Raw genomic sequence first — 24783 nt, forward strand, 5'->3', positions numbered from 1 at the left:
AGGAGTGATTATTCAATAAAGGTGATTAACCTTCGTTCACCATTTCAGGTCTGTTTTCATTGTAAGATACAGCTGTAGCATCACCTGCAACATTAGCATTAACTAAAATACCACCAACAAAGAAGTTTAATAAGTTAACACCTACAGCAGCACCACCAGCAGCACCAGAAGCAGTAAATTGGTTAGCAAGGTTACCATTTCCTTGAGTAGCGTTAGTGAATCCGCGAAGTTCTGCCCCTTTATTTCCAATGCTTTTACCTTTAGCAGTAACATCAGTACCAGCAAGTCTTGAACCGTTACCTTTGTGACAATCAGATGTGTAGTTAGACAACATATGATTTCACCTCCTTTCAAAAGTGAGATTTAATCGTTATTTTTTGATGAAATCTGAAATATCTAGTGAAAAAATAGGCTTGCCATTAACGTTTAATTTAAGATTCCCATCATCATTTGAAGCATCAATGACAGGTAATTTCTCTTGGAGTTTACTTAGTGTATCTTGATTTAGTAAACTCTTAAGCGTTTCTGGATTAAGATTAGGCAATACTTTTTCCTTAATAGAATCCAAATCAACATTTGTTGCAACCTTATCTTTTAGCGATTCAATCGTACTTCCCGCTACATTTTCAGAAACACCTTTTGTTAATTTTTGTACTAAGCCACCCATTTCTGTTGATAGCTTCTCGATTAATTCTTGTGCGTATTTAGCTCCGTCCTCTCCAGTTACCTCTTTACCATTCACATTGAATTTAAAATCAAACTGATCGTTTTTATTAAATAACCCTGCCAACTTCCTCACCCCCTTACCGTATACTACAGTATATAAAGATTCGAACAAGCTGTATCCGCGAATGTATTAATACATTCGCATATTTTTTTTGATGGTTTCGAAAACCCCTGGCTATGCCGGGGGTTCCGGAGAGCTTATAGCGAGGTAACAAAAAAACCTCCTTTCATGGTAGGATAAAGTTGGTTTCCCGACCACTTTATCTCACGCAAGAAGGAGGTATGCCCTTATGAAGGACATGAACAGTTTAGCACATACAACATGGAATTGTAAGTATCACATAGTCTTTGCCCCAAAATACAGAAGGCAAATTATTTATGGCAAATACAAAAAGAGTATAGGACAAATCATAAGAGAGCTATGTGAAAGAAAAGGTGTCATTATACATGAAGCAAATGCCTGTCCGGATCATATCCATATGTTGGTTAGTATTCCACCAAAATTAAGTGTATCGCAGTTCATGGGTTACCTAAAAGGAAAAAGTAGCCTGATGATATTTGATCGACATGCGAATTTGAAATATCGCTATGGGAATCGTAAATTTTGGTGTCGTGGTTTCTACGTTGATACCGTGGGGAGAAATAAGAAACAAATACAAGAATATATAAGAAATCAGCTGAAAGAAGATTATATGGCTGATCAGCTAACTTTGTTCGAAGAATTCGATCCGTTCACGGGTGAGAAAAATCGGAAGTAAATAAAGAAATTCTTTAGAATTGGTGAGTGAATGTGGTGCAGAAGGGAAACCTTTTCAGTGGGCCTTTAAGGCCGAGGCCGGTAAGAGAGGCTTTTAGCCGCAGAGCAAACCACCAGTTCACACTGGTGGTTTTGATTCATGGTTAAGATAGTTTTGATGGAAAGCTGGTTTTTACCTAAGAAGAGAATTCCGTATATGTGGGTCAACAAAGCAGCGTGGAAAGGGGATAAAGGAGAGGTTATTCGTCTAGAAAAATGGTTAATATCGGCACACTTACCCAAGTTTTACATACAATGAAGTAGATTTAAGCATTATTTATAGTCTTTAAAAATTGTCGCACACTAGACTCCTATCCCGCATAGGATGAAATGAAAATGAATGAGGAGGTTTCGCTCGAACATGGGAGAATATAGAGAGATTATTACAAAGGCAGTCGTAGCGAAAGGACGTAAATTCACAAAATCCAATCATACGATCTGCCCAGACAACAGCCCTTCAAGCATCTTGGGCTGCTGGATTATCAACCATACGTATGAAGCGGAAAAGGTTGGTAAAACAGTAGAAATTTGCGGATACTATGACATTAACGTTTGGTATTCCTATAATGACAACACACAAACAGAAGTTGTTACAGAGCGTGTAAAATATACAGATGTCATTAAACTAAAATATCGTGACCCTGATTGCCTAGAAGATCACGATGTGATTGCACGCGTATTACAACAACCAAACTGCATCGAAGCAGTTATTTCTCCAAATGGCAATAAAATTATTGTTCATGTAGAAAGAGAATTTATCGTAGAAGTTATTGGAGAAACAAAAATCTGTGTAGAAGTTTGCACAGACGAATGCGGCAAAGAAGATGATGATGCATGGTTTAAAGATGAAGTAGAAGACGAAGAATTTGAAGAATTAAATCCAGACTTTCTCGTAGGCGGAGAAGAGGAGTAAAGGCTAGGAGCTTTTCCTAGTCTTTTTTTCTTATAATGGGGGTTCTGGTTAGTATTGCTTAACCTTATAAAGAATAAAAACGCCTTTCTCCTATATGTATAGGAGAAAGGCGTTCCTATCATCTTTCACAAGCTATTCCGTCTTTATCACGGTCGCTTTTTTTGTTTGCTTCATATAAATCTTTCGAAACATAAGGTTTGTACTTCGTTTTTCCACCTTTATTTTTTGTGGATTTAGATTTAGCAACGCCACCCTTATAATCCTTATTAAGGGCAGTACAATTTTTGTACGTTTTAACCTTTGTCTTTGCATCAGCACTTGAAAACGGCATAAAACTAAACATGAGAACTATAGCTAAAAGAATCGATAAATAACGTTTCAAGATAATTGCTCCTTTACCTAATATTAACTTTTGTAGCAAGCTAAATTATAGAAGATTTGCTTGCGAATTACTAGTATTATTTTTAAAAAGATAGTGGAATGTCTCGAGCGCAATGGAATGAACTAGTTATCACATCTTACTTCATGAAAACAGCTAATTTTTTATAAGGATAAATTTGATGTCTTTTCCCAAAACCCCCCACTGAAATATTCTATTTCTTTATGTTATAATGGGAGAATAATAGATTTGGACTTGGATTTTGGAGGAAGTTATGACGACATATACGCCAATGATACAACAATACTTACAAGTAAAGGCAGATTATCAGGATGCCTTTTTATTTTTTCGTTTAGGGGATTTTTATGAAATGTTCTTTGATGATGCAATCAAAGCATCACAAGAGCTCGAAATTACGTTAACGAGTAGAGAAGGTGGGGGAGCGGAGCGAATTCCGATGTGTGGAGTTCCTCATCATTCTGCTCCTAACTATATTGAACAGCTTGTCGAGCGCGGCTACAAAGTAGCAATCTGTGAACAAACAGAAGACCCAAAGCAAGCAAAAGGAGTCGTGAAAAGAGAAGTCGTTCAGCTCATCACGCCTGGTACGATGATGGAAGGAAAAAATCTTTCCGATAAAGAAAACAACTATATTGCCACTATTTCATTATTTGCAGACGAAAAATTTGGCTTTGCCTATAGCGATTTATCGACTGGGGAAAGTAAAGCAACCATTTTAACTGGCATCGATTCGTTATTAAATGAACTATCTTTGTCAGGAGCGAAAGAAGTTGTTATTTCAGATGACTTTTCCAAAGAGTATCAGAAGCGATTGCAGGAGCGAGGAACTTTAACGCTTTCAATCGAAAATGATACCGATGAAAAAGATATGCATGCTCCTTTATTGCAAGGAGTCGAAAAGCAACAGCTGAAAAACACCGTTGCACGCTTGTTTAATTATTTATATCGAACACAAAAACGAAGCTTGGATCACTTACAGCCTGTTTCGATTTATGTAATCGATCAGTTTATGAATATAGATTATTATTCCAAGCGAAATTTAGAATTAACAGAAACGATTCGTTCAAAAGGGAAAAAAGGATCGCTCCTCTGGTTATTGGACGAAACGAAAACAGCGATGGGCGGAAGACTTTTAAAACAGTGGATTGACCGCCCACTCTTAAATAAAGAGGAGATTGAATATCGTCAAAATTTAGTAGCGACGATGATCGGTCATTACTTTGAACGCCAAGATTTACGGGAAAAGCTAAAGGAAGTGTACGATTTAGAACGTCTAGCAGGCCGAGTGGCATTTGGTAATGTAAATGCAAGAGATCTTGTACAACTAAAAAAATCGCTACAACAAGTGCCAATCATTCAGCAAATCGTTGCATCGTTCGGATCAGAAGAAGCAACCAGACTTGCTGATGAACTAGATCCATGTGAAGATATAACCGATTTATTAGAACGGGCAATTGTTGAAAATCCACCACTTTCCATTAAAGAAGGAAATATCATCTTAGATGGCTATCATTCTGAATTAGACAGCTACCGTGATGCAAGTCGAAACGGTAAAACGTGGATCGCCCAGCTGGAAAGAGAAGAACGCGAAAAAACAGGCATTAAATCATTAAAAATCGGCTATAATCGTATATTCGGTTATTACATTGAAGTAACAAGAGCAAATGTTCATCTTTTACAAGAAGGACAGTATGAGCGCAAACAAACACTTGCCAATGCAGAGCGTTATATCACACCAGAATTAAAGGAAAAAGAAAGCTTAATCTTGCAAGCAGAAGAAAAAATGGTTGAACTAGAATATGAGATTTTCACAACAATCAGAGAAACGATCAAAGAATATATCCCGCGCTTGCAAAATTTAGCAAAAACAGTCAGTACGCTAGATGTATTACAATGCTTTGCAACTGTTAGTGAAGATCGTCGCTATGTGAAGCCAGAGTTTTCAAGTGATCGAACTCTTTCTATTAAAAATGGCCGTCATCCAGTAGTGGAAAAGGTGATGAACGCGCAGAACTATGTCGCTAATGATTGCACGATGCATAAAGAGAGAGAGTTGCTGTTAATTACAGGACCAAATATGTCTGGTAAAAGTACGTATATGCGCCAAATTGCCTTAACAAGCATTTTAGCGCAAATCGGTTGTTTCGTACCAGCAGACGAAGCAGTATTGCCATTATTTGACCAAGTCTTTACGAGAATTGGTGCAGCAGATGATCTTATTTCTGGTCAAAGCACATTTATGGTTGAGATGCTAGAAGCAAGAAATGCACTTTTACATGCAACCAATAACAGCTTAATTCTCTTTGATGAAATTGGACGCGGTACAAGCACCTATGATGGAATGGCGCTTGCCCAAGCGATTATTGAATATATCCATCATGAAGTCGGCGCTAAAACGTTATTCTCGACCCACTATCATGAACTAACTGTACTTGCGGAAGAGCTTCAGTCATTAAGCAATGTTCATGTTAGCGCAATGGAGCAAAATGGAAAAGTAGTCTTCCTTCATAAAATTAAAGAAGGAGCAGCAGATAAAAGCTACGGAATTCACGTTGCCCAGCTTGCTGAATTACCAGAAGCACTAATTGAACGCGCACAAGAACTATTAACAAGTCTAGAGCAAAAAGATCAATTTGCTGGAGAAGCAGCAGTCACGCAAATCGAACAACCTGTTGTAAAAGCAGAAAAAATCGAGGAAGAAGCACAATTATCCTTCTTTGATACAGAAGTGAAAAAGCCTCAAAAAGCTCTTTCTACAAAGGAAAAGCAAATTGTAAACAAACTTAAAGACTTGGATATTTTAGAAATGACACCAATGCAGGCATTAAATACACTGTATGAACTTCATAAAAAAGTTCGAAACGACGGATAAAGTGAGTCAATATGATGTTCATAAGTGAGATGAAAGCTACGAAATAGAGAATCGTTAGAAAAAGTGGTTTTCATAAGCAGGATGAACGCTGAAAAACAGAGGAATGTTGGGAAAAGTGGTGTTCATAAGCGAGATGAACGCTGAAAAATAGAGGAATGTTGGAAAAAGTGGGGTTCATAAGCAAGATGAACGCTGAAAAACAGAGGAATGTTGGGAAAAGTGGTTTTCATGAGCAGGATGAACGCTGAAAAATAGAGAAACGTCTGAAAAAGTGGCATTCATAAGTGGGATGAACGCCGAAAAATAGAGAAACGCCTGAAAAAGTGGCGTTCATAAGCAAGATGAAAGCCGAAAAATAGATAAACGCCTGAAAAAATGGTGTTCATAAGCAAGATGAAAGCCAAAAACAGAGAAACACCGAAAATAATGGTCTTCATGTACAAGTTGAACGCCGAAATTAGTACTACAGTTCAATCTTATGCATATGCCGATTAATCTGATTAAAAGTAGGAAAGAAAAGAGGAGAAACAATGGCAAAGATTATTCAACTGGATGATGCACTTTCGAATAAAATTGCTGCAGGTGAAGTTGTTGAGCGGCCAGCCTCTGTTGTAAAAGAATTAGTGGAAAATAGCATAGATGCCAAAAGTACGTCGATTGAAATATTTATCGAGGAAGCTGGTTTACAAAGCATTCGCATTCTCGATAATGGACAAGGGATTGAGGAAGAGGATGTCTTAACAGCTTTTTCTAGACATGCGACAAGTAAAATCAAGGATGAAAATGACTTATTCCGTATTCGCACTCTTGGATTTAGAGGAGAGGCACTACCGAGTATTGCCTCAGTCTCCCATGTCACTTTAACGACTTCGATAGGAGAACAAGGAACAACAGTTGAGCTGAAAGGTGGCCATTTAGTAAAACAAGAGGGCGCACCCGGAAGAAAAGGAACAGAGATAATCGTCAGCGATTTATTCTTTAATACACCGGCAAGACTGAAATATATGAAGTCGATTCATACAGAGCTTGGCAATATTACCGATATCGTTAACCGACTGGCACTTGCACATCCTAATGTAAGTTTCCGTTTAGTCCATAATGACCGCAAGTTACTTCATACAAATGGTAATGGGGATGTAAGACAGGTTCTTGCGAGCATTTATGGCTTAAATATAGCGAAAAAAATGATTCCTATTTCCGCAAGCACCCTTGATTTTAAATTAAGTGGTTATATGGCACTGCCGGAAATCACTCGTGCGTCACGTAACTACATTTCCACGATGATTAATGGACGGTTTATTAAAAACTATTCCCTTGTTCGCAGCATTCAAGAAGGGTATCACACGTTATTGCCGATTGGCAGATATCCAATTGTTCTTTTAAATGTAGAAATGGATCCAATTTTAGTAGATGTTAATGTCCATCCATCGAAAATGGAAGTTCGCTTCAGTAAAGAACAAGAATTATATGAACTCGTAAGTAATACGATTAAAGCTGCCTTCAAGAAAAAAGAACTTATTCCAGCAGGGCTTATCCGGGAGAAAAAGCCAGCTCCGAAGGAAGAACAAGCAGCTTTTAGCTTTGACACGATAAGAGAACCGGCGATACCATCTATTCCAAAGACCGAACCAACTTTTTCGATTCCAAAAGTAGAGGTAGAAGAAAAATCGACATGGAATCAGCCTGTTGAAGATGCACCAAGTAGTTGGCCGGCTGAGGAAGTAGAGAACAATCCAATGGACAGTGCACCATTCTTTTTAGGCGGAGAGTCGAATACTATCCTTCCACCATTACCAGCCGAGGTAGAAGAGGAAACATGGGAAGAGAAAGAAATAGCCGATGTAGTCGAAGGATCAAGAGTACCGCCACTTTATCCAATTGGTCAAATGCATGGAACGTATATTTTTGCCCAAAATGAAAGAGGGCTGTACATTATCGATCAACACGCTGCCCAAGAACGAATCAAATACGAATTTTTCCGTGAAAAAGTCGGAGAAGTTCATAATGAATTACAAGAAATGCTCATTCCATTAACTTTAGATTATTCGCTAGATGAGTGGATGAAAATAGAAGAAAATAAAGTCGAATTAGAAAAAGTAGGCGTATTTCTCGAACCATTTGGCCAGCAAAGCTACCTAGTTCGCTCTCATCCACAATGGTTCCCAAAAGGCGAAGAAAAAGAAACAATCGAAGAAATGATCGAACAAGTTCTCTCCATGAAAAAAGTAGACATCAAACTATTAAGAGAAGAAGCAGCCATCATGATGAGTTGCAAAGGCTCAATCAAAGCAAACCGTCATTTGCGAAACGACGAAATTCAGAGCCTACTCGACGAACTTCGGACTACATCGGATCCATTTACTTGTCCGCATGGGAGACCGATTATTGTGCATTATTCTACTTATGAGATGGAGAAGATGTTTAAGCGCGTGATGTAGCGGGATTTACAGGGGTTATGAGGGGGTGAAAATGTTCGTTGCCCCCAATTTCCCCCCCAATTTTTTATTCCTCATCTTCTTCATCTCCTTCTAGATACTTTTCTAATCGGTTAACACTTTCCAACTCGTGCTTTTTGGTTATATATAAATATACATCAGAGGTCACGTTAAGTGCTGGGTGTCCAAGTCTCTCACTAACAACCTTAATATCATTACCACTCTCGAGCATCATAATAGCATGTGTATGACGTAAGCCGTGTGGACTAATTTTAGGAAGATCTGTATTATCAATAATGCTTTTGAGTACTTTGTTGATACCATATGGACCTAGTGGTCTTCCACTCCACGTTGTAATGACATAATCCTGATCAATGTATTTCTCCCCGTATCTCTCTTTATTCTGTTTTTGCCAATCTTTATACGCTGATAAATCTTTAATAAGCTTATCACCTATAGGAATTGTTTGGAAGCTAGAAGACGTCTTAGATTTTTTGACTTTTTTATCATTTCTAGACTTCGAAATGACAATAAGTTTTTTTCAAAATTAATGTCCTGCCTTTTTAATGCTAATAGTTCACCTTTTCGAAGACCTGTTCTTAATAAGAAGGATACAATCAAGTAGTGATGAGGCTTGCCTTTTTTGCTGTTCTAATAAAAGTACTGACCTCATCCCTAGTTAAATAATTTCTCTTTTCTATTTCATTATCTTTTTGAACTTTCAGATTTAGAAAATTATTATGTTGCAATAACTCAAGTTCAACAGCTTTATTTATGGCAGTACAGAAAATGGAATGGATGGTTTGTACGGTTGTTTTAGCGTATTTTTCACTTAATCGGTTTAAATGTTTTTGATACTCAATCCTGGTTAGCTTGTTCAACTTGTAATTCCCAATGCTAGGTATGATTTGGTTAGCTATATAGATATAGTAGCAGAGCCTAGTACAAATAGATTGAATGTTAATATTGCATACACGAATGTTGTTTCAGATGAGAATGTGAAAAATTTTGTTGCAAGTTTTTATCGTTAAATTTAATGGTATTTTTGGATTCTTCCACTAGGAGGAGTCTTTTTTATGTCCTTTTGAGGAGGTGAAACCATTTTGGAATTAGAACTAACTAAATACTTTCTTACTCAGGGGCCATTTGCGTTATTATTCGTATGGCTCCTTATTTATGTTATGAAGAATAACAAGGAGAGGGAAAATCGTTTGTAGGATCTGCTTGATAAGTTTAGTGATAAGTATGATTTAGTCATTACGAAATTGGATGATATCAAGCAAAAATTAAAGTAAGGGAGAGGTTGGAAGTGGGAGAATTAACAGTTGCAGTATTTATTGCATTAGTGGAGTTGTTTAAGAAAAGTTTAGGATTACCAGTTAGGTATGCTCCTTTAGTTTCTGTTCTTTTGGGGGTACCGGTAGGGATTTTATATTTGGATGTGGACCTGAAAACAGGGATTGTATATGGACTAATCATTGGTTTGTCAGCTTGTGGATTATACAGTGGAGCTAAATCTATAACAAAGTAAGGGATGGCTATGACGGCTATCCTTTTTCTTTTATAAATTTCTTTTATAAAAAATTAAATGGAGTGTGAATGGATAATGGTAAAAGGATTTGATTGTGCAACTAAATTAAATAGTATAACAGCAGCTGGTTTGAGAAAAGAGGGCTTTGAATATGTGGCTCGTTATCTCGGGAATAGTTGGAAGTCTTTTGATAAAGCGGAGACAAAGGCAATTCAAGATGCTGGTTTAAAGCTGATTAGTATTTTTCAGAAAAGTAATAATGGAATTCAATTTTTTAGCAAGGAGCAGGGAATTTCTCATGCGAAAGAAGCTGAGGGTTTTGCAAAAGCAGTTGAACAGCCAGAAGGGATAGCTATTTACTTTGCTGTAGATTTCAATGCTCTCTAGTCATATGAGCAAAATTTTAGAGTTTGTGGAAGGTATTAAATCAGAATTGAAGGATTATAAGGTTGGGATATATGGTTCCTACAATGTAATGCAAGCGGTGAAAGGAAAAGTTGATTACTATTGGAAAACATATGCATGGAGTCGCGGTCATGTTGCTGATTTTATTCACATGCATCAGTTTGAGAATGATGTCAAAGTTGCAGGAGTAGCGATTGACCGAAATGATATTAAAAAAGAACCTGGTCATTGGGGAGATGTGAAAGTTGTTGTTCCAGAAGAAACTAAAGTAGGTAGTGAAATCGTTACAAAACCATCAGCTCCGAGCAAATGTAAGAAGAATTCTGATGGCATATATACGGTTGTAAGTGGTGATACTCTTTCAGAGATTGCGAATGATTTTAACGTGACTGTCAAAGATCTAGCCAGTTGGAACAATATTGAAAATGCAAATTTAATTAAAGCTGGCCAAAAGTTAAAGTTTTCTGTAGATAAAAAAGAAACTGCTGCCAAACCAGCCGCAAGCACAACTAAGAAAGTTACTAAGACATATAAGGTGAAAAGTGGAGATGCATTAAGTAAACTAGCATCTAAATGGGGTACTACAGTTAAACGTCTGCAAGAATTAAACGGCCGAATAAAATTTATGTAGGACAAACATTAAAGTACACACTAAGAAATATCATACAGTTGTAAGTGGAGACAATGTAACTAAGATTGCTAAGAAATATAGTTCAACCGTTACAGCAATCAAAAAGTTAAATCCAAGTATTAAAAATATTGATAAAATCTATCCAAAGCAAAAAATCCGCATAAAGTAATGTGGATGGATATAAAATAGTTGTACAGCTTAGGCTCCACACAAAAGCCCTTCTCTTAGGTGAGAGGGGCTTATCCTTTAATTGGGTAAATATTCCGAATTTTATAAAATATAAAGGCGGATATTTTCTATCTTATTATTTGTTTACCAGCTACCCCAAATAGATTTGCCGCCGGTATGGCCAGTTTTATCATGTAAATTTTTATGAACTAATTGGAAATTTCCTGATTTCTCATGGTGATGTAATCTAAAGTCATCAGGGAATTTTCCATTTTTTATTTGATTAATCTGCTTTTGATTAAATAATTTAGAATAATTGAAATCAGAAGTCACAGCTTTTTTTACATCACCTTTTATTTGATTCCAAACCGTTGATTTAGACGACTTCCAATATTTAGATGAAACTGTAAAAGATTTACCAGGGAATACGGGGAAAGAATTTTTATTATAGAAAGTTTTAGTCACTGGGTGATATTTATTAGCCATATGACCATTTTTAACCGTTTCATATACCTTCTTACCATTTCCTTTAAAAACTTGAACTTCTACTGTTTTAGTTTTACCATTTTTTTTATTCTTGTAGTAGGATAGATATTTATAGCTCCACCATAGGGAGGATTATTATTTTTTTCAGCTTCTTCTATTACAGGCGCTTTATCAGGTGATTCTGAATCAGAATCAAAATCGATAATTGGTTCATCATCAAAATCATCAATATTTTCAGGTTCATCTTCTAAGGTTTCAACTGGTACTGTTTCTAGTTCGTCTATATTGATATCTTCATAAGTCTTTAAATCTGGCTCAAGGTATTCATATTGTTCTTCTGTAACAGGATCGCTTGGATCTTTTGGGTATATATTTATATTTGGTGCAGCGTTAATATTTGCTTCGCTTAATGTACTAAAAATTAATAGAATTGGTAATAATACTGTTGCTATTTTTAAAATATATTTTTTCACAACTCTTCTCCTTTTTAATAAATTGGTATATTATTGTAACAAGTCAGAATATTTACCTAAATTACATAATATATTATTTTTTTACAAAAATAAACATTTATATGAAAGGAATGTTAAAATTATGAATATTTGGAAATCTGAAGAGAGTAGTTATACTCTAAATAATTTAACAAGTGAAGATATAGATAAAGCAGAAAAGCATTTTCGTGTAAAATTGCCAAAGGCATATATTGATACTTTAAGGGAAAAGAACGGAGGGAATCTATTATATAACGCATTACCAATATCTCTAAATCGTTGGGAAGGTGATAATTATTTATTAATTGAGCACCTATTAGGGATAAAAGAAAATGAGGGTATCATGATGACAGATTATTATGTGAAAGAATGGCAGATAAAACGAAAAAATATTATTTTGTTAAGTGGTGATGGCCATGAATGGCTTGCATTAGATTACAATCATTCAGTGAATTCTAAAGTTATCTATATCGATACAGAGGAAGACAAGATTATAGAATTATATTCATCGTTTGATGAAATGGTAGATAATCTTTTTATTCAAGAAGAAAATGAAAATGATCAAGTTGGCGAAGGTGCAATTATAATTACACTTGAAGAAGCAAGAAAATTAGTAAGAAGTAATGATATTTCTGAAATTAAAAATGGACTTGATGCATTCGAACATTATATATATGAGGACAACATTTTAGCCGAACACCAAGATGATATCATTAGATTGTTAAAACATGATGAGGAGGATGTGGTCGAATACGCTGCACAAAAGGCTTGGAGTGCCATTACAATGGGCTATAATGTGAAAAGAGAATTTATAAATTATGTCATTTCAGATTTTGAAAAAAGACAAGATCAAATATTTAAAACGTTTCTCTATCTTATATCTGAGTATTTAAATGATAATGAAAGATAAAGAAATAGTAAGAATATAAATTTGGTTAATGTAGTTTAAAAGAAGCCCTTCTCAAATGAGTTGGGCTGTTTTTATTTCAAATAATCATCCTCCTCAAATTCGTAAAAGTCATCCACTTTACAATTCAATATTTTCCCCAACAAAAATAATTTAGGCGTTCTTATGAAAGATCTACCAGCTAGGACATTCGATAGTTGAGTAGATGAAATGTCCAACTTCTTCGCAATAAAGCCTTTCCGTAATCCACTTTCTTCAATGTACTTATCAATATGTACTTTCATCTATAAACACCTCAGTATCAATATTCTGTACAATCTTGTAAAATCCTTTTTAATTTTTATTTAGATATTTTTTAACTTTTATTTTGATAGACAGGCATTAATAGAGATAACTGCCATATAGTATATTAACTACTTAATATTTTGCAAGAAGGTGAGACTCATGGAAATAGTAGGCATTGATCCTGGAAATGAGGAGGTTAAATATGCAAGTAGATTTGGAATAGTTAAGTTTAAAAGTGCTATTGGAGAATACCGTAATAGGCACATAGAAAGTAGTCACGGAAAGGATGATATGATATTCGAATTTAACGGTAGAAAAGGTTTTGCAGGTACTCTGGCGCTTGCTGAATCGGAGTTTGGCGGCTCACTTATGGTAGATAGCAAAGCCCATGAGGATACAAAAATAAGAGTCTTATTAGCATTACATCATCTACCTGGAACAACATATCAGATTGTTGTTGGTCAGCCAATTAAAAAGCATATTCCATAGAAAAAGAACGAATCAAGAACATGTTACTAGGCTCTCACGATCTAACTTTAAACGGAGTGAAAAAGACAATCAAAATAAATCGTGTAGAAGTAGCAGCAGAAGGAGGAGCGGCGTTTTGGAGTAATCCACAAACAGTACTAGTGAGAATAATAGATGCAGGAAGTGCGACAATAAATTGTGCTAGTCTTGTGGACGGAAAGTATATCGATAAAGATTCTTTTACCATTAATTTCGGATGCAATACAACTAAGTCCAATGATTTGTATGCTATGGTTCGCGGGATAGTTGCTCAAACATCTAAAAAATGGAGTCCTAGCGATACGGTGTTAGTAATGGGAGGAGCTGCAGAAAGATAACTAATGTGTAATAAAAAGAGCTTCGATTGCACGAAGCCACAGATCAATTTTATAGGCTAAAAGAATAATCTCTTTCCACTTTACTAATGCGAGTTATGTATTTGGAATACCAATCACTTTTACCTTTTTCTTGAGCTTTTTGGTGAGGCATGTTTTCTTTCCAAGATTTTATAGATTCTAGATTTTCCCAATATGAAACAGTAATGCCGACGCCATCTTGATCTCTAGAACTTTCTACACCTAAGAAGCCTGGTTGTTTAGAAGCAAGTTCAACCATTAAATTAGCAACTTGACCATAACCTTTATCATCTTCTTCTGTTCTTTTAGAAGTGAAAATCACAGCGTAATAGGGTGGTTTTGGTGTGTTTGCAAATGACATAATTTCGCCCCCGAATTTTTTATATTAAGAATACTAACATCACTAGTGTTGCATAAATGTTGTTAGAATATTCAGTTTAAATATGTCCCCTGTTAAGAGCCAAAAAAGTAAATACCCAACTAAAGGTGGATCCATCCATTTGGAAATTTTTTACAATTAGACTTAAGAGACGACGACAATTTGTTTATTAAGGAATGGTTTTTCCTTCAATCTTTCGAAGCCAAATATGTGCTGGTTTCCACAAAGCTGCCCGTAAATATCGGCTAATTTGTAGGGTTTTTCGTTTACTTTTTGTCTCGATTTGTGCGAGAACATGCAGGCAAAAAACAATAAGTGCGATAAACACTTGATTCTGAATTGCCCATTCGCTTTGGCCGTAAAACTTTTTGATATGGAGATGTTGTTTAATCCATTTGAAAAATAACTCAATCGCCCAGCGTGATTTATACATCTTTGAGATTTCTTCAGCACTTAAATCAAAACGATTTGTGATTAAATGAAGCTCATTTCCTTTTGAATCAATCACTTTTAGAAGACGAAAGTAATTTTCGGCACGGTTTTGCGTCGTACCAATCAACACCATTTGATCCGACAAAACAGATGTATTCTCGGGTAGTTTAAAATCGTAAACCTCCCGTATGACTGCGTTTTTTCGCAGCCTAGAAAGGAAAAAGTAGCCGTCATCTGTCATCCGATCAAAGCGTTCGTAGTCTAAGTAACCACGGTCAAACACATACATACATTCCTTGTCATCAACCATTACTTCAAGCTGACCGCGGTCATGTTCTTTGGCCGTTGTCATAATGGCCTTTTCGGGATAGGATATACCTTTTTCCATAAACACAAGGCGTAAGTGCAATTTAACACCCGCTTTTGTTTTGCGGAATTTTGCCCATTTATGATTAGTCAAATTGAGAGGCAATGTGCTTGAATCAATGATTTTTAATGGCATCACAAGTTTCGTGTTGTGCGTTTTGGCATGAATTTGTGAAACTAAATCAAGGAAAAGCTTTTGGAATAAGTCTGGATTCATGCCATTTAAACGGCGTGAGAGTTGGGAAATACTGATAGAATCAAGATCAATGCCCTTTTGCAGTTGATCATCGAAAAGACAATCGCTCAGCGCATGCAGACTTTCGACTTCTTCTAGCTGCGCAAAAAGTAATAATTTTAGAAATGACTCTGTCGTTAGTTTTTTCGTATAGAAATCTAATTTCAACGTTTTCACGTTTTCTTCAAATAATTGAAGATTTATTGGTGAAAACCATTGTCCAAATGAAGTTTTTCGTGTAATCTTGTCCATGCGATAGTCCTTTTTAGTGGATTTGGACGGGTTACCACCTAACTTATCCATTATAAAGGACTTTTTCTTTGCATAAAATGATAAAATTGAACATTTCAAGTATTTTTAATAGTTAAATTAAATTAACGCAACACTAGTGTACTAACATAAATAATTAAATTTAGTAAATGTTTATTTTGTTGTGCAGCTTGAAACTATTGTTCAGTATTTGCTACCGACATTTGTGTCGGAACCAAGAATTGGATTAATATCTTAATATTGCTCTCCTTCCTTTGGGAGGAAGAGCAATATAAGATATTAAAACACTCTTCTAATACTGAACGGAACATTAGGTCCTAAATAGGGAGAAGAAATCTGTGTTCCTGGTGGTCTTGGAGCAATTTGGTAATATTGATTTCCAATCATATAATGATAGGGGGAATATCCTAACAATTGTTGGTTCCATGCTCCATAAGTGGGATTCGGAAAGTTTTGGTATATAGCACCACCATTAAGACCGGTAATTATTGTTCGTTGCATTAACCTATACCTCCATTAATTTTTTGTTTTATTTTATGTTGAATAAATTAAAGAGATAGTTGTCTAGTGATAATTGGGTTATTGCTAAATTGATAACTTATGTGGGATAAGAACATGAAGGGTTATGTAATAGTGGGGATTTTTGGAGCAGTGTTCGGTTTATTCTTATGCGTATTTCTATCTATGATAACACACTTAGCAATTAATATTTAACGATTCAATAACTATTGTGAGGAAGGTTTACTGTGAACTGGGTTGGAGCTAGAAAATCAATGTTAGAAGGTAAAAAAAGGTCTTATTCTTAAATAGAAATCAATTAGTTTCAGTTACACAAGATACTTCATTCAAAGACTTTACATGGGAATATTTAGGGTATATCAGGCTTGCATGCAACGATTTTATTTCTGGGAAAGGCGATAGTGTTATAGGTTCATAAAGTTTTGTTGGTTTAATGAATGCAGATGAAGTAGACGGTACTCTTATAAAATGAATGATTACTTTTTCTCCTAAATAAAAACAAATAATTACTGCTTCTTATGATGTCAAATTAGAAGTGACCCGTTCAAGTAAAACAACAGTTGGTGTCTGATTATCTGATTAGGTCAAGAGACCAAAACCACTTAGTTGTTGCTTATAACCAGGAGCAAGCATATCGTTTAATAATGGAATGTGATGGTTTTGGCCTAATTTACATATTTGGTAATTTAGCTGAATCGGAACATGATGAAAAAGGAGAGCATCTCCTAATCTATACACCGAACGGACAAAAAAGAGTCTATTACAAAGGTAGAGGAAAAGCAGACAGTAAGTAAGAAAGGCATTACTGGTAGTTGATGAACTTTGGAAGGATACCTCCAACAAGTCTTGTACAAAGTTTGAAAAATCATCGGATATAGCTTCTTTGATTACTGCCAGTTTCGCTGCTAATTGTCATAATAAGATCCAATGCGCTTTGCCAATCTTTTAATAAAATGGAGTCAGAATTATGTATTACTATAATTTGTCGTTAGTTTCTATTTTCAACTTAGACACTCTATTCTAATGGAATAATTTGCATTTCTATAATAAACAGAAACAATCTATTTTAAAGAAAAAAGATGTCGCAGTTCGAACCTTTGGTTGAATAGCATTGTTCAATTAATTGCTGAATACCAAATCCAACAAAAGTAAAAGTAAGTAAAATACTAATTAATATTATATATAAAAGTTTATCCTTCACAGTACGTAACCTCCTATATAATAAAAGCCTAACATTCTTGGAGGTTACAGTAAATGGTGATTTATGTCTAAATTTGTAACTTATAAACGGAAAGAAAGGGTGAAAAGAGAAGCTCTTTAAGACTCCTTCCTTTTTCGTTTTTTATATTTTATGATGTCGTCTATGGAAACCCACAATATAAAGGCTTAGAAAGATCAAATGTAATCGATCATTAAAGAAACCATTAACTAAAACAATCATATGAATAATAAAATAAAAAACTAGCTTAGAAATTAAGTTTGCTAAATCAGATTTAAACATAATTATCATCGCCTTTAGGATCATTTACTAGTTATACGGTTGGTAATTGAAAAAGTTGCAATTTTTGTGAAGAAAGGAAGGTTAAAAGGAAAATTTATACAACTATTTAAATATTTAATAGTTGTATAGTCTTGTTATTAATTGAGATTTTTTGTTATTAAACCTACTTGTATAATATAATAAAAAATGGAAATAATAACGTTTTTTGGAGAAAGGGGAATTTAGGTATGGATATCTGGAAAGAAGACGAGAGTAGTTATACTTTAAGTCGTTTAACGAACGAAGATATTAATCTAGCAGAAAAGCATTTTAATGTGAAGCTTCCTAAAGCATATATAAATCTTTTAAAGCAAAAAAACGGTGGAGAATTACATTATAATGCATTACCAATATCCCTGGATCGATGGGAAAATGATAACCATATTATAATAGACCACTTATTAGGAATAAAAGAAAATAACGGAATTATGGAAACAGATTATTATGTGAAAGAATGGGAAATCAAAAGGAGAAATATCATTTTATTAAGTGGGGATGGGCATGAATGGCTTGCGTTAGATTACGATAAAACAGAAGAGCCTAAAGTGATATTCATACAAACAGATAATGAGAGGATAATAGAAATATATTCTTCATTTGATAAGATGCTAGAAAATCTCTATCTTCACGAAGAAATAGAGGAAGAAATGCAAGAAGATGATGAGGGAGAAGAAGTGATATCCTATACCTTGGAAGAAGCGAGAAAGTTAGTATTAAGTCAAGAAAAAATAGATGTTCTAACAGGGATAGAGGCATTCAATAACATGCTTTATGATGAAGAAATCTTAGCAGAACAACTTGATAATATCTTAAGATTATTAAAACATTCTGATCAAGAGATAGTTGATGAAGCTGGAATAGCAGCATGGAAGATGATAATTTCTAGTTATGACATTAATAAAGAATATCTAGACAAACTTATAAGCGAATTTGAAAAAAGTGATAATCAATTGTTTAAAACATTTTTAGAACTAATGGGTGATTACATAAAAGAAAATGGGAAGTAAGTTTTCCACAACGTATTAATTTTTTATATAAGAGCGTAATTCATATAAGATAGGCTTCTTTTTTGCCGATAATTGTTTTGTTTTTAGTATTTTGCAATAACACTTGTTCAAGAAATTTTCCAATATATAATCTTTCATTCATTAGAAATACCCATCTTACAAAAAATCCATATAGTGTAAAAATTGTATAATAACATCATTTATTGAATCTCTTCTCTATTCTAAACCGTATATTAAAGAAAACTGTCTGGAGCTGTTATTATATGAAAAAGATATTTTTTTCTTTATTAATGTTGTTCGTATTGGTAGGGTGTTTGGATGAAGGGAAAGAGTATGATGGGAAAAAATCAACAGATACTGGATCACTTGAAGAACAAATCATGAATGTAATGGCAGAAAACAAATTAAAGAATCAAGAAATAATTGATTATGACCTAAAAGATGATTTCATTTATGTTATTTTTAAAAATAAACATGAAAGTGGCAACACGCATAATCCTGACTTAGTAATTTTAGAGAATAAAGAAGGAAAGTTAAAATGGGTAGCGGGTCCAGAGGATCGTATGGGTTCTAGTGATACATCTATGATATTTGAAAGAGAGGATATTTCTGTTACCATTACCTTGCCATTTAGAGATAAAACTATTAAAGAAGTAAAAGTGCTGGGAGAATCAGCAAAGGCAGTAACCTATATAGAACATTTTACAGCTAATTTTTCAAGAGAATATAAATATTGGATTACCTACACAAAGGAAAAACCTACGTATGAGGATATTGAAGTGATTACGGAATAGGGAATGATGAACAATATTTATGTAAGAGAGGTGGCAAATGAAAAAAATTTTAATAGGAATTCTGCTTGTTATTTTATATTGTTTTCCTTTTGTTTATTTTTCCATGTATCAGGATTTTGCAAATGGTTCCATGCGTGGCTATGTAGTAATGATTGTGGTGACTGTGTTTCTTGCTTACTTCGGGAAAGCATACAGCCATACACTTTTTCTTATAATTGGTAATCTATTATCTGTCATCATTTCTTTTTATTTTATCAGCGAGATGGCAGGGAACGAAAGATGGGAGGGCTATTTTAAGCCAATATCTCCATATCAATTATTAATTTTGGTTAGTCTGTTGAATTTGATTCCGCAGTTCTTCGCTATTAAGGCAACAAAGAATCACAAAAATAAAGAGATAGACTCCTTAGATTGAGCAGAAGATAATAATTGATTTTGATAGGTAAGGGAGATCCCTGTATTGTAGCCTATTTTTCTAGTAAACTATGGCTCTGATCTGGAGCATGAAAAAATAGATGCTTTAGTGAAAGAATTGTTAATGCCGTATAGAAAACTTTGGAATGATAAAGTCAAAAATATCCCCAGCAGTCCTGATGTAAAGTTAATTATTGACACGTTTGATATAAACAAAGATAAGCATATTGAGAACAAATACTATTTGGAAGAATTTTATCTGTTATCAAAACAGTTCGAAATGTTTAAGAAAGCTTCACAAAGTTGAAGGGGCATCATATTAGTTGCAAGCCGAATCACAGAAGCCATTACTATGTTTATATAAATCAGATAGAATATACAGCTCGTTCATTTGTCACAATTGATAATAAGAAAGTAATACTTATAGATGATGAATCGATAGAAACAAAGAATTAAGGAGAAAAGTGTATAATCTCCCAGAGAAGTATCAGACGATGGAAATATTGCCTGATGAGATAAGTAATTATGAAGAAGGAGAGAAAATGGTTGGAAATTGGATAACTACGATTATACAAGATTCAGAAAACGGTGGATAGGTCTCTGATGGTAATGGTACGTGATTAAACTTTATTAGATTCACCTTCACCTAATGTTAATAAAGTATAGAAGCTTTATTGTACAAGTAAATGGAAGAAGAATGAAAAAAGTTTATAAATCTAGAGGTGGAAATTTTGAATATAATCACGTTTGGCGAAATAGAAGAAGGCAAAGAATAGATAAAGAGGTCTGCGGCTTATTGTATAATATTTAATAATCAGAAAGATAAAATTGCCATCATGCAAACTAGTGATGGCAAATACTTTCTCCCTGGTGGAGGAATAGAAAACAAGGAGACACACCAAGAGTGTTAAATAAGAGAAGCCTTGGAAGAAATGGGAATGGAAATAGAAATAGGTCCATTCATAGGGAATGCTCGAAGATATTTTTATTCTACAAATGAATATAAATATTATCTTAGTGAAGGATATTTCTATTTATGCAATATGGTAAAACAAATAGGTGAACCAACAGAAGAAGGTCATTTTCTTAAATGGATGGAACCAATTCAAGCAGTAGAAAGTTTATTTCATGATCATCAAAGCTGGGCAATTAATGAAGTATTAGAAATACTTTAAAAATCCATTAACGGCAGCTTGAGTGAAACAGGCGTTCATAAGCAGAATGAACGCCGATATTCTGTGGAGTAAGAGGAAAAGTGGTTTTCATAAGTAAAATGAACGCCAATATTCTGTGGAGTAAGAGGAAAAGTGGTTTTCATAAGTAAAATGAACGCCAATATTCTGTGGAGTAAGAGGAAAAGTGGGTTTTCATCAGATGAATGAACACCACTATTTCGTAGAGTAAGAGGAAAAGTGGTTTTCATAAGTAAAATGAACACCACTATTTCGTGGAGTAAGAAGAAAAGTGGTTTTCATCAGATGAATGAACACCACTATTTCGTAGAGTAAGAGGAAAAGTGGTTTTCATAAGTAAAATGAACGCCAATATTCTGTGGAGTAAGAGGAAAAGTGGTTTTCATCAGATGAATGAACGCCACTATTTCGTAGAGTAAGAGGAAAAGTGGTTTTCATCAGATGAATGAACGTCACTATTTTGTAGAGTAAGAGGAAAAGTGGTTTTCACCAGATGAATGAACGCCACTATTTTGTAGAGTAAGAGGGAAAGTGGTTTTCATCAGATGAATGAACGCCACTATCTCATGGAGTAAGAAGAAAGTGGTAGTTGGAGTTGAGAGTCTTTATCCTTGTTCTATTGAATAAATATTTACCACTTATTGCTGATGAAATGAATTCTTTACTTAAGCAAAGAACATCAGGTTAGTTTAAGAGTAATCCATTATTGCACATTCTCCATATAAAATTTCTTTCTATATTGGGTTGGGGAGTAACGTTTATGTTCTTTAAATTTACGAATAAAATAGCTGAAATTTTCAAAACCAACTATAAAGGAAATATCCAAGACTTTTAGGTCACTGCTTTTTAATAACTCAGCAGCTCTTTCACATCGATATTCATTAATATAGGGGATGGGTGTTTTTCCAATGGCTGTATGAAAATATTTAGAGAAATAGTTTTTGTTCATATTTAAAAGAGAAGCTAAGTCTTCCAGTAATATTTTTTTATCGTAATTATCCTGGATATAGGTAATTACTTTTTTTATGTTTTCTTGCTTCTCTTTAATGTTCGTTTGTAATTTTCCAAAAAGTTGGTTCTCATAAAGCCCTAAAATAATTTCTAGCAATGTGATCTTAATTCTTAAGGCAGCTAAGTCAGATTCAGCATTGTTTAATGCAATGATTGTTTTAAGCTTATCGACTATATATTTCTTTACGTCCTCCTTAATTTCAGCAGTAGATGGAAAACGCAGAAATCCTTTACTGATAGGATTAATAATAGAACTTTGACTTATATCAGGATAGTCAAAATTTAATATTTGCGGATGAAATACTATGGCATGGTGAATGGAGGGGCCTTTTGAGGTAACTTTATGTAAGTCACCAGAATTGATAAAAAGAAACTGCCCCTTTGCAACTTGTAATGTTTCTGCATTTATAGTTATCTCCATTACTCCGTTTTCAACAAAAATAAACTCTAGTTCCTCATGCCAATGGAAGTCTACATGGTATTCTCTTTCTCTAACCTTGCTGTATATGTGCAACGGAAATAATGGAGTACCATGTGTGGACTGTTCTTTTAAAGTTTTCTTATTCATAAATTTTCTCCTAAAGTGAAAATAGTGCTATTTTTTTTATAAAAGTGCAAGAAGTAATAATAGCAATTAATTATACTGAATTAATGAGTCTAATACAAAAAGGGGGATCCAAATGGAAAAATTTCAGCAAAAATGGTGGCATAAAAGTGTAATATACCAAATATATCCTCGTAGCTTTAATGACAGTAACGGTGATGGAATTGGTGATATAAAAGGTATGATACAAAAATTAGATTACTTGAAAAAACTAGGGATTGATGTTATTTGGTTAAGCCCTGTTTATGAATCTCCTAATGTTGATAATGGCTATGATATAAGTGACTATCATTCTATTTTGGCTGAATATGGAACAATGGATGATATGAATAAACTGTTATTGGAGAGTCATGAGCGAGGCATAAAAATTATTATGGATTTAGTTGTAAACCACACTTCAGATCAGCATCCATGGTTCATTGAAGCTAAGAAATCAAAAGATAACCCCTTTAGAGATTATTATATTTGGCGTGATTCGGTAAATGGTCAGGAGCCAAATGAACTTAATTCTAATTTTGGTGGATCAGCTTGGGAATATGATGAAAGTACAGGTCAATATTATTTACACTTTTATAGCAAACAGCAACCTGATTTAAATTGGGAAAATGAAGAGATGAAACAGAGCATTTGGGACATGATGAATTTCTGGATTGATAAAGGTATAAGTGGTTTTCGCATGGATGTCATTGATTTAATAGGGAAGGAACCAGATAACCTTATTAAGGAAAATGGTCCCAAGTTACACGGTTATTTGCAAGAAATGTATCATAATACTTTCGGAAAACACGATTTACTAACTGTTGGGGAAACATGGGGAGCAACAACAGGGAATGCAAAATTATATTCTGATCCTAACCGAAAAGAATTAAATATGGTGTTTCAATTTGAACATATGCAATTAGATAAGGTACCAGGTAAGCAAAGATGGGATTTAAAGAAATTAGAATTAGTCGAGTTAAAACAGGTATTAAGTAAATGGCAATACGCTCTTGATCAAGAAGGGTGGAATAGCCTATTTTGGAACAATCATGACTTACCAAGGATTGTATCTAGATGGGGCAATGATCGTGAATATCGGGTCGAATCAGCGAAGATGTTGGCAACCTTATTACATGGAATGAAGGGTACACCTTATGTTTATCAGGGAGAAGAAATTGGTATGACGAATGCTGCTTTTGACTCAATTGATGACTACATCGACATTGAAACTCAAAATATCTATAAAGAACGGATAAAAGCTGGTTTTAGTGAAGAAGAAATTATGAGATCGTTTTATTTGAAAGCAAGAGACAATGCGAGAACGCCGATGCAATGGTCTGATGAAAAAAATGCAGGTTTTTCTACAGGGAAACCATGGATGAAACTAAATCCCAATTACACTTTTATCAATGTAGAAAATGCTCTCAATGATAAAAATTCTATTTTTTATCACTACCAAAAATTAATCAATATGAGGAAGAATAATACTACTCTTATTTATGGTACTTATCATCTTCTCAATCCTGAGGATGACAGTATTTACGCCTATGAACGTATTTTAGAGAATAAGAAAATTTTAATTGTTTGTAACTTTTACGAGCATGAAAAAGAGTTTTCTTATGAAATGTCTAATAACTCAAAAGCAGAGATATTAATTAGTAATTACAATAACTCAAGTTTAGATCTAAAAAAGATAAAATTGCGGTCTTACGAAGCTATTATGTATGAAGTTAAAGAAGGAAAGGTTTGATATAATGAGTAATAGCATAGATAAGAAGTTTAGTAGAATTTAGATAGTGTGGGAGGATGGGGGAAACATTTTGAAAAACTTTAAGATTGAAGCGAATATGCCAACATTGGAAGAATACAAATATTTGTGTGACTCTGTGGGATGGACTGATTATATGAATTTTGAAGTGGCGGAAACATCCTTAAGTAATTCTATTTACTGCCTCACAGTCAAAGATAATGAACAAATTGTAGGGATGGGCAGAATTGTTGGCGATGGGGCTATTTATTTCTATATTCAAGATATAGTAGTTCATCTTGATTATCAGAAAAAGGGTATAGGAAAACCCTCAGTGGGAAATGAAGGAAATCCCCCCGCTGATGGAAGTTTCACTTTATGAAA

The 24783-nt window shown here is 34.4% G+C and carries 32 protein-coding genes and 2 pseudogenes; 20 read left to right on the forward strand and 14 right to left on the reverse strand.

What is annotated here, in order from left to right:
• Positions 1 to 25: 25 nt before the first annotated feature.
• Positions 26 to 334 carry a hypothetical protein gene (locus tag NKG37_RS17175; RefSeq protein WP_016201211.1) on the reverse strand — a complete coding sequence of 103 codons (309 nt, stop codon included), beginning with the start codon at positions 332 to 334 and terminating at the stop codon, positions 26 to 28.
• Between the two features lie 36 nt (positions 335 to 370).
• Entirely contained in the window at positions 371 to 790 is a 420-nt protein-coding gene (locus NKG37_RS17180) for a hypothetical protein (protein WP_016201212.1), read from the reverse strand.
• A 226-nt stretch (positions 791 to 1016) separates the two neighbouring features.
• Here NKG37_RS17180 and tnpA point away from each other — a divergent pair, with 226 nt between their 5' ends.
• Together tnpA and NKG37_RS17190 are read left to right on the forward strand one after the other, a co-directional pair.
• On the forward strand, positions 1017 to 1484 hold the full coding sequence (gene tnpA, locus NKG37_RS17185) for an IS200/IS605 family transposase (RefSeq protein ID WP_100525941.1): 468 nt from the start codon (positions 1017 to 1019) through the stop codon (positions 1482 to 1484).
• Between the two features lie 399 nt (positions 1485 to 1883).
• Complete coding sequence (locus NKG37_RS17190; RefSeq protein ID WP_016201213.1) at positions 1884 to 2435, forward strand: outer spore coat protein CotE; 552 nt, start codon at positions 1884 to 1886, stop codon at positions 2433 to 2435.
• Between the two features lie 118 nt (positions 2436 to 2553).
• On the opposite strand, the gene NKG37_RS17195 is transcribed toward NKG37_RS17190, so the two are convergent.
• Positions 2554 to 2817 (reverse strand): excalibur calcium-binding domain-containing protein, encoded by a 264-nt coding sequence (locus tag NKG37_RS17195; RefSeq protein WP_016201214.1) that lies wholly within the window; start codon positions 2815 to 2817, stop codon positions 2554 to 2556.
• Between the two features lie 271 nt (positions 2818 to 3088).
• Between NKG37_RS17195 and mutS the strand changes: the two genes are divergently transcribed.
• Both mutS and mutL read left to right on the forward strand, forming a co-directional pair.
• The gene (mutS, locus tag NKG37_RS17200) at positions 3089 to 5707 is read left to right on the forward strand and encodes a DNA mismatch repair protein MutS (RefSeq protein WP_254414996.1); all 2619 of its coding nucleotides are present in this window, start codon (positions 3089 to 3091) and stop codon (positions 5705 to 5707) included.
• Between the two features lie 530 nt (positions 5708 to 6237).
• Positions 6238 to 8145 (forward strand): DNA mismatch repair endonuclease MutL, encoded by a 1908-nt coding sequence (gene mutL / locus NKG37_RS17205; RefSeq protein WP_016201216.1) that lies wholly within the window; start codon positions 6238 to 6240, stop codon positions 8143 to 8145.
• Positions 8146 to 8209: 64 nt separating this feature from the next.
• Here the strand turns inward: mutL and NKG37_RS17210 are convergent, their stop codons facing one another.
• From NKG37_RS17210 to NKG37_RS17215, 3 genes are read right to left on the reverse strand one after another with little or no spacing between them, the layout of a single operon-like run.
• Positions 8210 to 8674 carry a tyrosine-type recombinase/integrase gene (locus NKG37_RS17210; RefSeq protein WP_367976435.1) on the reverse strand — a complete coding sequence of 155 codons (465 nt, stop codon included), beginning with the start codon at positions 8672 to 8674 and terminating at the stop codon, positions 8210 to 8212.
• Positions 8596 to 8763: a site-specific integrase gene (locus NKG37_RS26365; protein ID WP_367975982.1), complete on the reverse strand. Its 168-nt coding sequence runs from the start codon at positions 8761 to 8763 to the stop codon at positions 8596 to 8598. The genes NKG37_RS17210 and NKG37_RS26365 overlap by 79 nt, the downstream gene beginning before the upstream one ends.
• Positions 8760 to 9122 (reverse strand): tyrosine-type recombinase/integrase, encoded by a 363-nt coding sequence (locus NKG37_RS17215; protein ID WP_084668585.1) that lies wholly within the window; start codon positions 9120 to 9122, stop codon positions 8760 to 8762. The genes NKG37_RS26365 and NKG37_RS17215 overlap by 4 nt, the downstream gene beginning before the upstream one ends.
• A gap of 123 nt (positions 9123 to 9245) precedes the next feature.
• Here NKG37_RS17215 and NKG37_RS17220 point away from each other — a divergent pair.
• From NKG37_RS17220 to NKG37_RS17240, 5 genes and pseudogenes are all read left to right on the forward strand, one after another.
• Positions 9246 to 9437: pseudogene (locus NKG37_RS17220) on the forward strand (BhlA/UviB family holin-like peptide).
• A gap of 14 nt (positions 9438 to 9451) precedes the next feature.
• A complete protein-coding gene (locus NKG37_RS17225; protein WP_254414997.1) occupies positions 9452 to 9673 on the forward strand; it encodes a transposase in 222 nt (73 codons plus the stop codon).
• Between the two features lie 75 nt (positions 9674 to 9748).
• On the forward strand, positions 9749 to 10060 hold the full coding sequence (locus NKG37_RS17230) for a glycoside hydrolase domain-containing protein (RefSeq protein WP_254414998.1): 312 nt from the start codon (positions 9749 to 9751) through the stop codon (positions 10058 to 10060).
• Positions 10061 to 10064: 4 nt separating this feature from the next.
• Complete coding sequence (locus NKG37_RS17235; protein ID WP_254414999.1) at positions 10065 to 10709, forward strand: LysM peptidoglycan-binding domain-containing protein; 645 nt, start codon at positions 10065 to 10067, stop codon at positions 10707 to 10709.
• Positions 10710 to 10773: 64 nt separating this feature from the next.
• Positions 10774 to 10878, forward strand: a complete 105-nt coding sequence (locus NKG37_RS17240; RefSeq protein ID WP_254416413.1) for a LysM peptidoglycan-binding domain-containing protein — start codon at positions 10774 to 10776, stop codon at positions 10876 to 10878.
• 143 nt (positions 10879 to 11021) lie between these two features.
• Here NKG37_RS17240 and NKG37_RS17245 read toward each other — a convergent pair whose 3' ends face one another.
• A complete protein-coding gene (locus NKG37_RS17245; RefSeq protein WP_235678952.1) occupies positions 11022 to 11363 on the reverse strand; it encodes an HNH endonuclease in 342 nt (113 codons plus the stop codon).
• Between the two features lie 59 nt (positions 11364 to 11422).
• Positions 11423 to 11836 carry a hypothetical protein gene (locus NKG37_RS17250; RefSeq protein WP_254415000.1) on the reverse strand — a complete coding sequence of 138 codons (414 nt, stop codon included), beginning with the start codon at positions 11834 to 11836 and terminating at the stop codon, positions 11423 to 11425.
• A gap of 121 nt (positions 11837 to 11957) precedes the next feature.
• Here NKG37_RS17250 and NKG37_RS17255 point away from each other — a divergent pair, with 121 nt between their 5' ends.
• Positions 11958 to 12764 (forward strand): SMI1/KNR4 family protein, encoded by an 807-nt coding sequence (locus NKG37_RS17255; RefSeq protein ID WP_254415001.1) that lies wholly within the window; start codon positions 11958 to 11960, stop codon positions 12762 to 12764.
• Positions 12765 to 12835: 71 nt separating this feature from the next.
• Here the strand turns inward: NKG37_RS17255 and NKG37_RS17260 are convergent, their stop codons facing one another.
• Positions 12836 to 13045 (reverse strand): helix-turn-helix domain-containing protein, encoded by a 210-nt coding sequence (locus tag NKG37_RS17260; RefSeq protein ID WP_016201225.1) that lies wholly within the window; start codon positions 13043 to 13045, stop codon positions 12836 to 12838.
• 160 nt (positions 13046 to 13205) lie between these two features.
• Here NKG37_RS17260 and NKG37_RS17265 point away from each other — a divergent pair, with 160 nt between their 5' ends.
• On the forward strand, positions 13206 to 13535 hold the full coding sequence (locus NKG37_RS17265; RefSeq protein ID WP_040342588.1) for a ParM/StbA family protein: 330 nt from the start codon (positions 13206 to 13208) through the stop codon (positions 13533 to 13535).
• Positions 13536 to 13591: 56 nt separating this feature from the next.
• Entirely contained in the window at positions 13592 to 13891 is a 300-nt protein-coding gene (locus tag NKG37_RS17270) for a ParM/StbA family protein (protein WP_254415002.1), read from the forward strand.
• Positions 13892 to 13940: 49 nt separating this feature from the next.
• On the opposite strand, the gene NKG37_RS17275 is transcribed toward NKG37_RS17270, so the two are convergent.
• From NKG37_RS17275 to NKG37_RS17285, 3 genes are all read right to left on the reverse strand, one after another.
• The gene (locus NKG37_RS17275) at positions 13941 to 14273 is read right to left on the reverse strand and encodes an antibiotic biosynthesis monooxygenase family protein (protein ID WP_198013149.1); all 333 of its coding nucleotides are present in this window, start codon (positions 14271 to 14273) and stop codon (positions 13941 to 13943) included.
• Positions 14274 to 14457: 184 nt separating this feature from the next.
• Positions 14458 to 15573 (reverse strand): IS4 family transposase, encoded by a 1116-nt coding sequence (locus NKG37_RS17280; protein ID WP_100525938.1) that lies wholly within the window; start codon positions 15571 to 15573, stop codon positions 14458 to 14460.
• Between the two features lie 297 nt (positions 15574 to 15870).
• On the reverse strand, positions 15871 to 16092 hold the full coding sequence (locus NKG37_RS17285; RefSeq protein WP_016201227.1) for a hypothetical protein: 222 nt from the start codon (positions 16090 to 16092) through the stop codon (positions 15871 to 15873).
• Positions 16093 to 16673: 581 nt separating this feature from the next.
• Here NKG37_RS17285 and NKG37_RS17290 point away from each other — a divergent pair.
• Entirely contained in the window at positions 16674 to 16904 is a 231-nt protein-coding gene (locus NKG37_RS17290; protein ID WP_254415003.1) for a hypothetical protein, read from the forward strand.
• 272 nt (positions 16905 to 17176) lie between these two features.
• Here the strand turns inward: NKG37_RS17290 and NKG37_RS26130 are convergent, their stop codons facing one another.
• Positions 17177 to 17311 carry a hypothetical protein gene (locus tag NKG37_RS26130; RefSeq protein WP_263479834.1) on the reverse strand — a complete coding sequence of 45 codons (135 nt, stop codon included), beginning with the start codon at positions 17309 to 17311 and terminating at the stop codon, positions 17177 to 17179.
• Positions 17312 to 17838: 527 nt separating this feature from the next.
• On the opposite strand from NKG37_RS26130, the gene NKG37_RS17295 reads away from it, so the two are divergent.
• The 5 genes from NKG37_RS17295 (at position 17839) to NKG37_RS17310 (ending at position 21040) form a co-directional block, all read left to right on the forward strand.
• On the forward strand, positions 17839 to 18657 hold the full coding sequence (locus tag NKG37_RS17295) for an SMI1/KNR4 family protein (protein ID WP_016201230.1): 819 nt from the start codon (positions 17839 to 17841) through the stop codon (positions 18655 to 18657).
• Positions 18658 to 18920: 263 nt separating this feature from the next.
• Positions 18921 to 19451, forward strand: coding sequence for a hypothetical protein (locus NKG37_RS17300; protein ID WP_016201231.1), 531 nt, complete (start codon positions 18921 to 18923; stop codon positions 19449 to 19451).
• Between the two features lie 37 nt (positions 19452 to 19488).
• The gene (locus NKG37_RS17305; protein WP_101729995.1) at positions 19489 to 19866 is read left to right on the forward strand and encodes a hypothetical protein; all 378 of its coding nucleotides are present in this window, start codon (positions 19489 to 19491) and stop codon (positions 19864 to 19866) included.
• 835 nt (positions 19867 to 20701) lie between these two features.
• On the forward strand, positions 20702 to 20776 hold the full coding sequence (locus NKG37_RS26370) for a hypothetical protein (protein ID WP_367976436.1): 75 nt from the start codon (positions 20702 to 20704) through the stop codon (positions 20774 to 20776).
• Between the two features lie 27 nt (positions 20777 to 20803).
• Positions 20804 to 21040: an NUDIX hydrolase gene (locus NKG37_RS17310; RefSeq protein WP_224428112.1), complete on the forward strand. Its 237-nt coding sequence runs from the start codon at positions 20804 to 20806 to the stop codon at positions 21038 to 21040.
• Between the two features lie 721 nt (positions 21041 to 21761).
• On the opposite strand, the gene NKG37_RS17315 is transcribed toward NKG37_RS17310, so the two are convergent.
• Positions 21762 to 22637 (reverse strand): AraC family transcriptional regulator, encoded by an 876-nt coding sequence (locus tag NKG37_RS17315; RefSeq protein ID WP_016204709.1) that lies wholly within the window; start codon positions 22635 to 22637, stop codon positions 21762 to 21764.
• A 112-nt stretch (positions 22638 to 22749) separates the two neighbouring features.
• Between NKG37_RS17315 and NKG37_RS17320 the strand changes: the two genes are divergently transcribed.
• Both NKG37_RS17320 and NKG37_RS17325 read left to right on the forward strand, forming a co-directional pair.
• Complete coding sequence (locus tag NKG37_RS17320; RefSeq protein ID WP_254415004.1) at positions 22750 to 24402, forward strand: glycoside hydrolase family 13 protein; 1653 nt, start codon at positions 22750 to 22752, stop codon at positions 24400 to 24402.
• A 70-nt stretch (positions 24403 to 24472) separates the two neighbouring features.
• Positions 24473 to 24727: pseudogene (locus tag NKG37_RS17325) on the forward strand (GNAT family N-acetyltransferase); the annotation flags it as partial.
• Between the last annotated feature and the right edge of the window lie 56 nt (positions 24728 to 24783).

It is taken from the genome of Niallia sp. RD1 (assembly GCF_024219955.1).
Lineage (GTDB): Bacteria > Bacillota > Bacilli > Bacillales > Cytobacillaceae > Niallia > Niallia alba.

Bases quoted from the DNA above. Each gene is read 5' to 3' on its own strand.
- NKG37_RS17305 (WP_101729995.1), top strand. From the start codon at position 19,489: ATGAAAAAAATTTTAATAGGAATTCTGCTTGTTATTTTATATTGTTTT.
- NKG37_RS17245 (WP_235678952.1), bottom strand. From the start codon at position 11,363: ATGGCTAATAAATATCACCCAGTGACTAAAACTTTCTATAATAAAAAT.
- NKG37_RS17285 (WP_016201227.1), bottom strand. From the start codon at position 16,092: ATGCAACGAACAATAATTACCGGTCTTAATGGTGGTGCTATATACCAA.
- tnpA (WP_100525941.1), top strand. From the start codon at position 1,017: ATGAAGGACATGAACAGTTTAGCACATACAACATGGAATTGTAAGTAT.
- NKG37_RS17320 (WP_254415004.1), top strand. From the start codon at position 22,750: ATGGAAAAATTTCAGCAAAAATGGTGGCATAAAAGTGTAATATACCAA.
- NKG37_RS17175 (WP_016201211.1), bottom strand. From the start codon at position 334: ATGTTGTCTAACTACACATCTGATTGTCACAAAGGTAACGGTTCAAGA.
- NKG37_RS17265 (WP_040342588.1), top strand. From the start codon at position 13,206: ATGGAAATAGTAGGCATTGATCCTGGAAATGAGGAGGTTAAATATGCA.
- NKG37_RS17190 (WP_016201213.1), top strand. From the start codon at position 1,884: ATGGGAGAATATAGAGAGATTATTACAAAGGCAGTCGTAGCGAAAGGA.
- NKG37_RS17280 (WP_100525938.1), bottom strand. From the start codon at position 15,573: ATGGACAAGATTACACGAAAAACTTCATTTGGACAATGGTTTTCACCA.
- NKG37_RS17230 (WP_254414998.1), top strand. From the start codon at position 9,749: ATGGTAAAAGGATTTGATTGTGCAACTAAATTAAATAGTATAACAGCA.
- NKG37_RS17235 (WP_254414999.1), top strand. From the start codon at position 10,065: ATGAGCAAAATTTTAGAGTTTGTGGAAGGTATTAAATCAGAATTGAAG.
- mutL (WP_016201216.1), top strand. From the start codon at position 6,238: ATGGCAAAGATTATTCAACTGGATGATGCACTTTCGAATAAAATTGCT.
- NKG37_RS17255 (WP_254415001.1), top strand. From the start codon at position 11,958: ATGAATATTTGGAAATCTGAAGAGAGTAGTTATACTCTAAATAATTTA.
- NKG37_RS17260 (WP_016201225.1), bottom strand. From the start codon at position 13,045: ATGAAAGTACATATTGATAAGTACATTGAAGAAAGTGGATTACGGAAA.
- mutS (WP_254414996.1), top strand. From the start codon at position 3,089: ATGACGACATATACGCCAATGATACAACAATACTTACAAGTAAAGGCA.
- NKG37_RS17315 (WP_016204709.1), bottom strand. From the start codon at position 22,637: ATGAATAAGAAAACTTTAAAAGAACAGTCCACACATGGTACTCCATTA.
- NKG37_RS17300 (WP_016201231.1), top strand. From the start codon at position 18,921: ATGAAAAAGATATTTTTTTCTTTATTAATGTTGTTCGTATTGGTAGGG.
- NKG37_RS17295 (WP_016201230.1), top strand. From the start codon at position 17,839: ATGGATATCTGGAAAGAAGACGAGAGTAGTTATACTTTAAGTCGTTTA.
- NKG37_RS17310 (WP_224428112.1), top strand. From the start codon at position 20,804: ATGGAAATAGAAATAGGTCCATTCATAGGGAATGCTCGAAGATATTTT.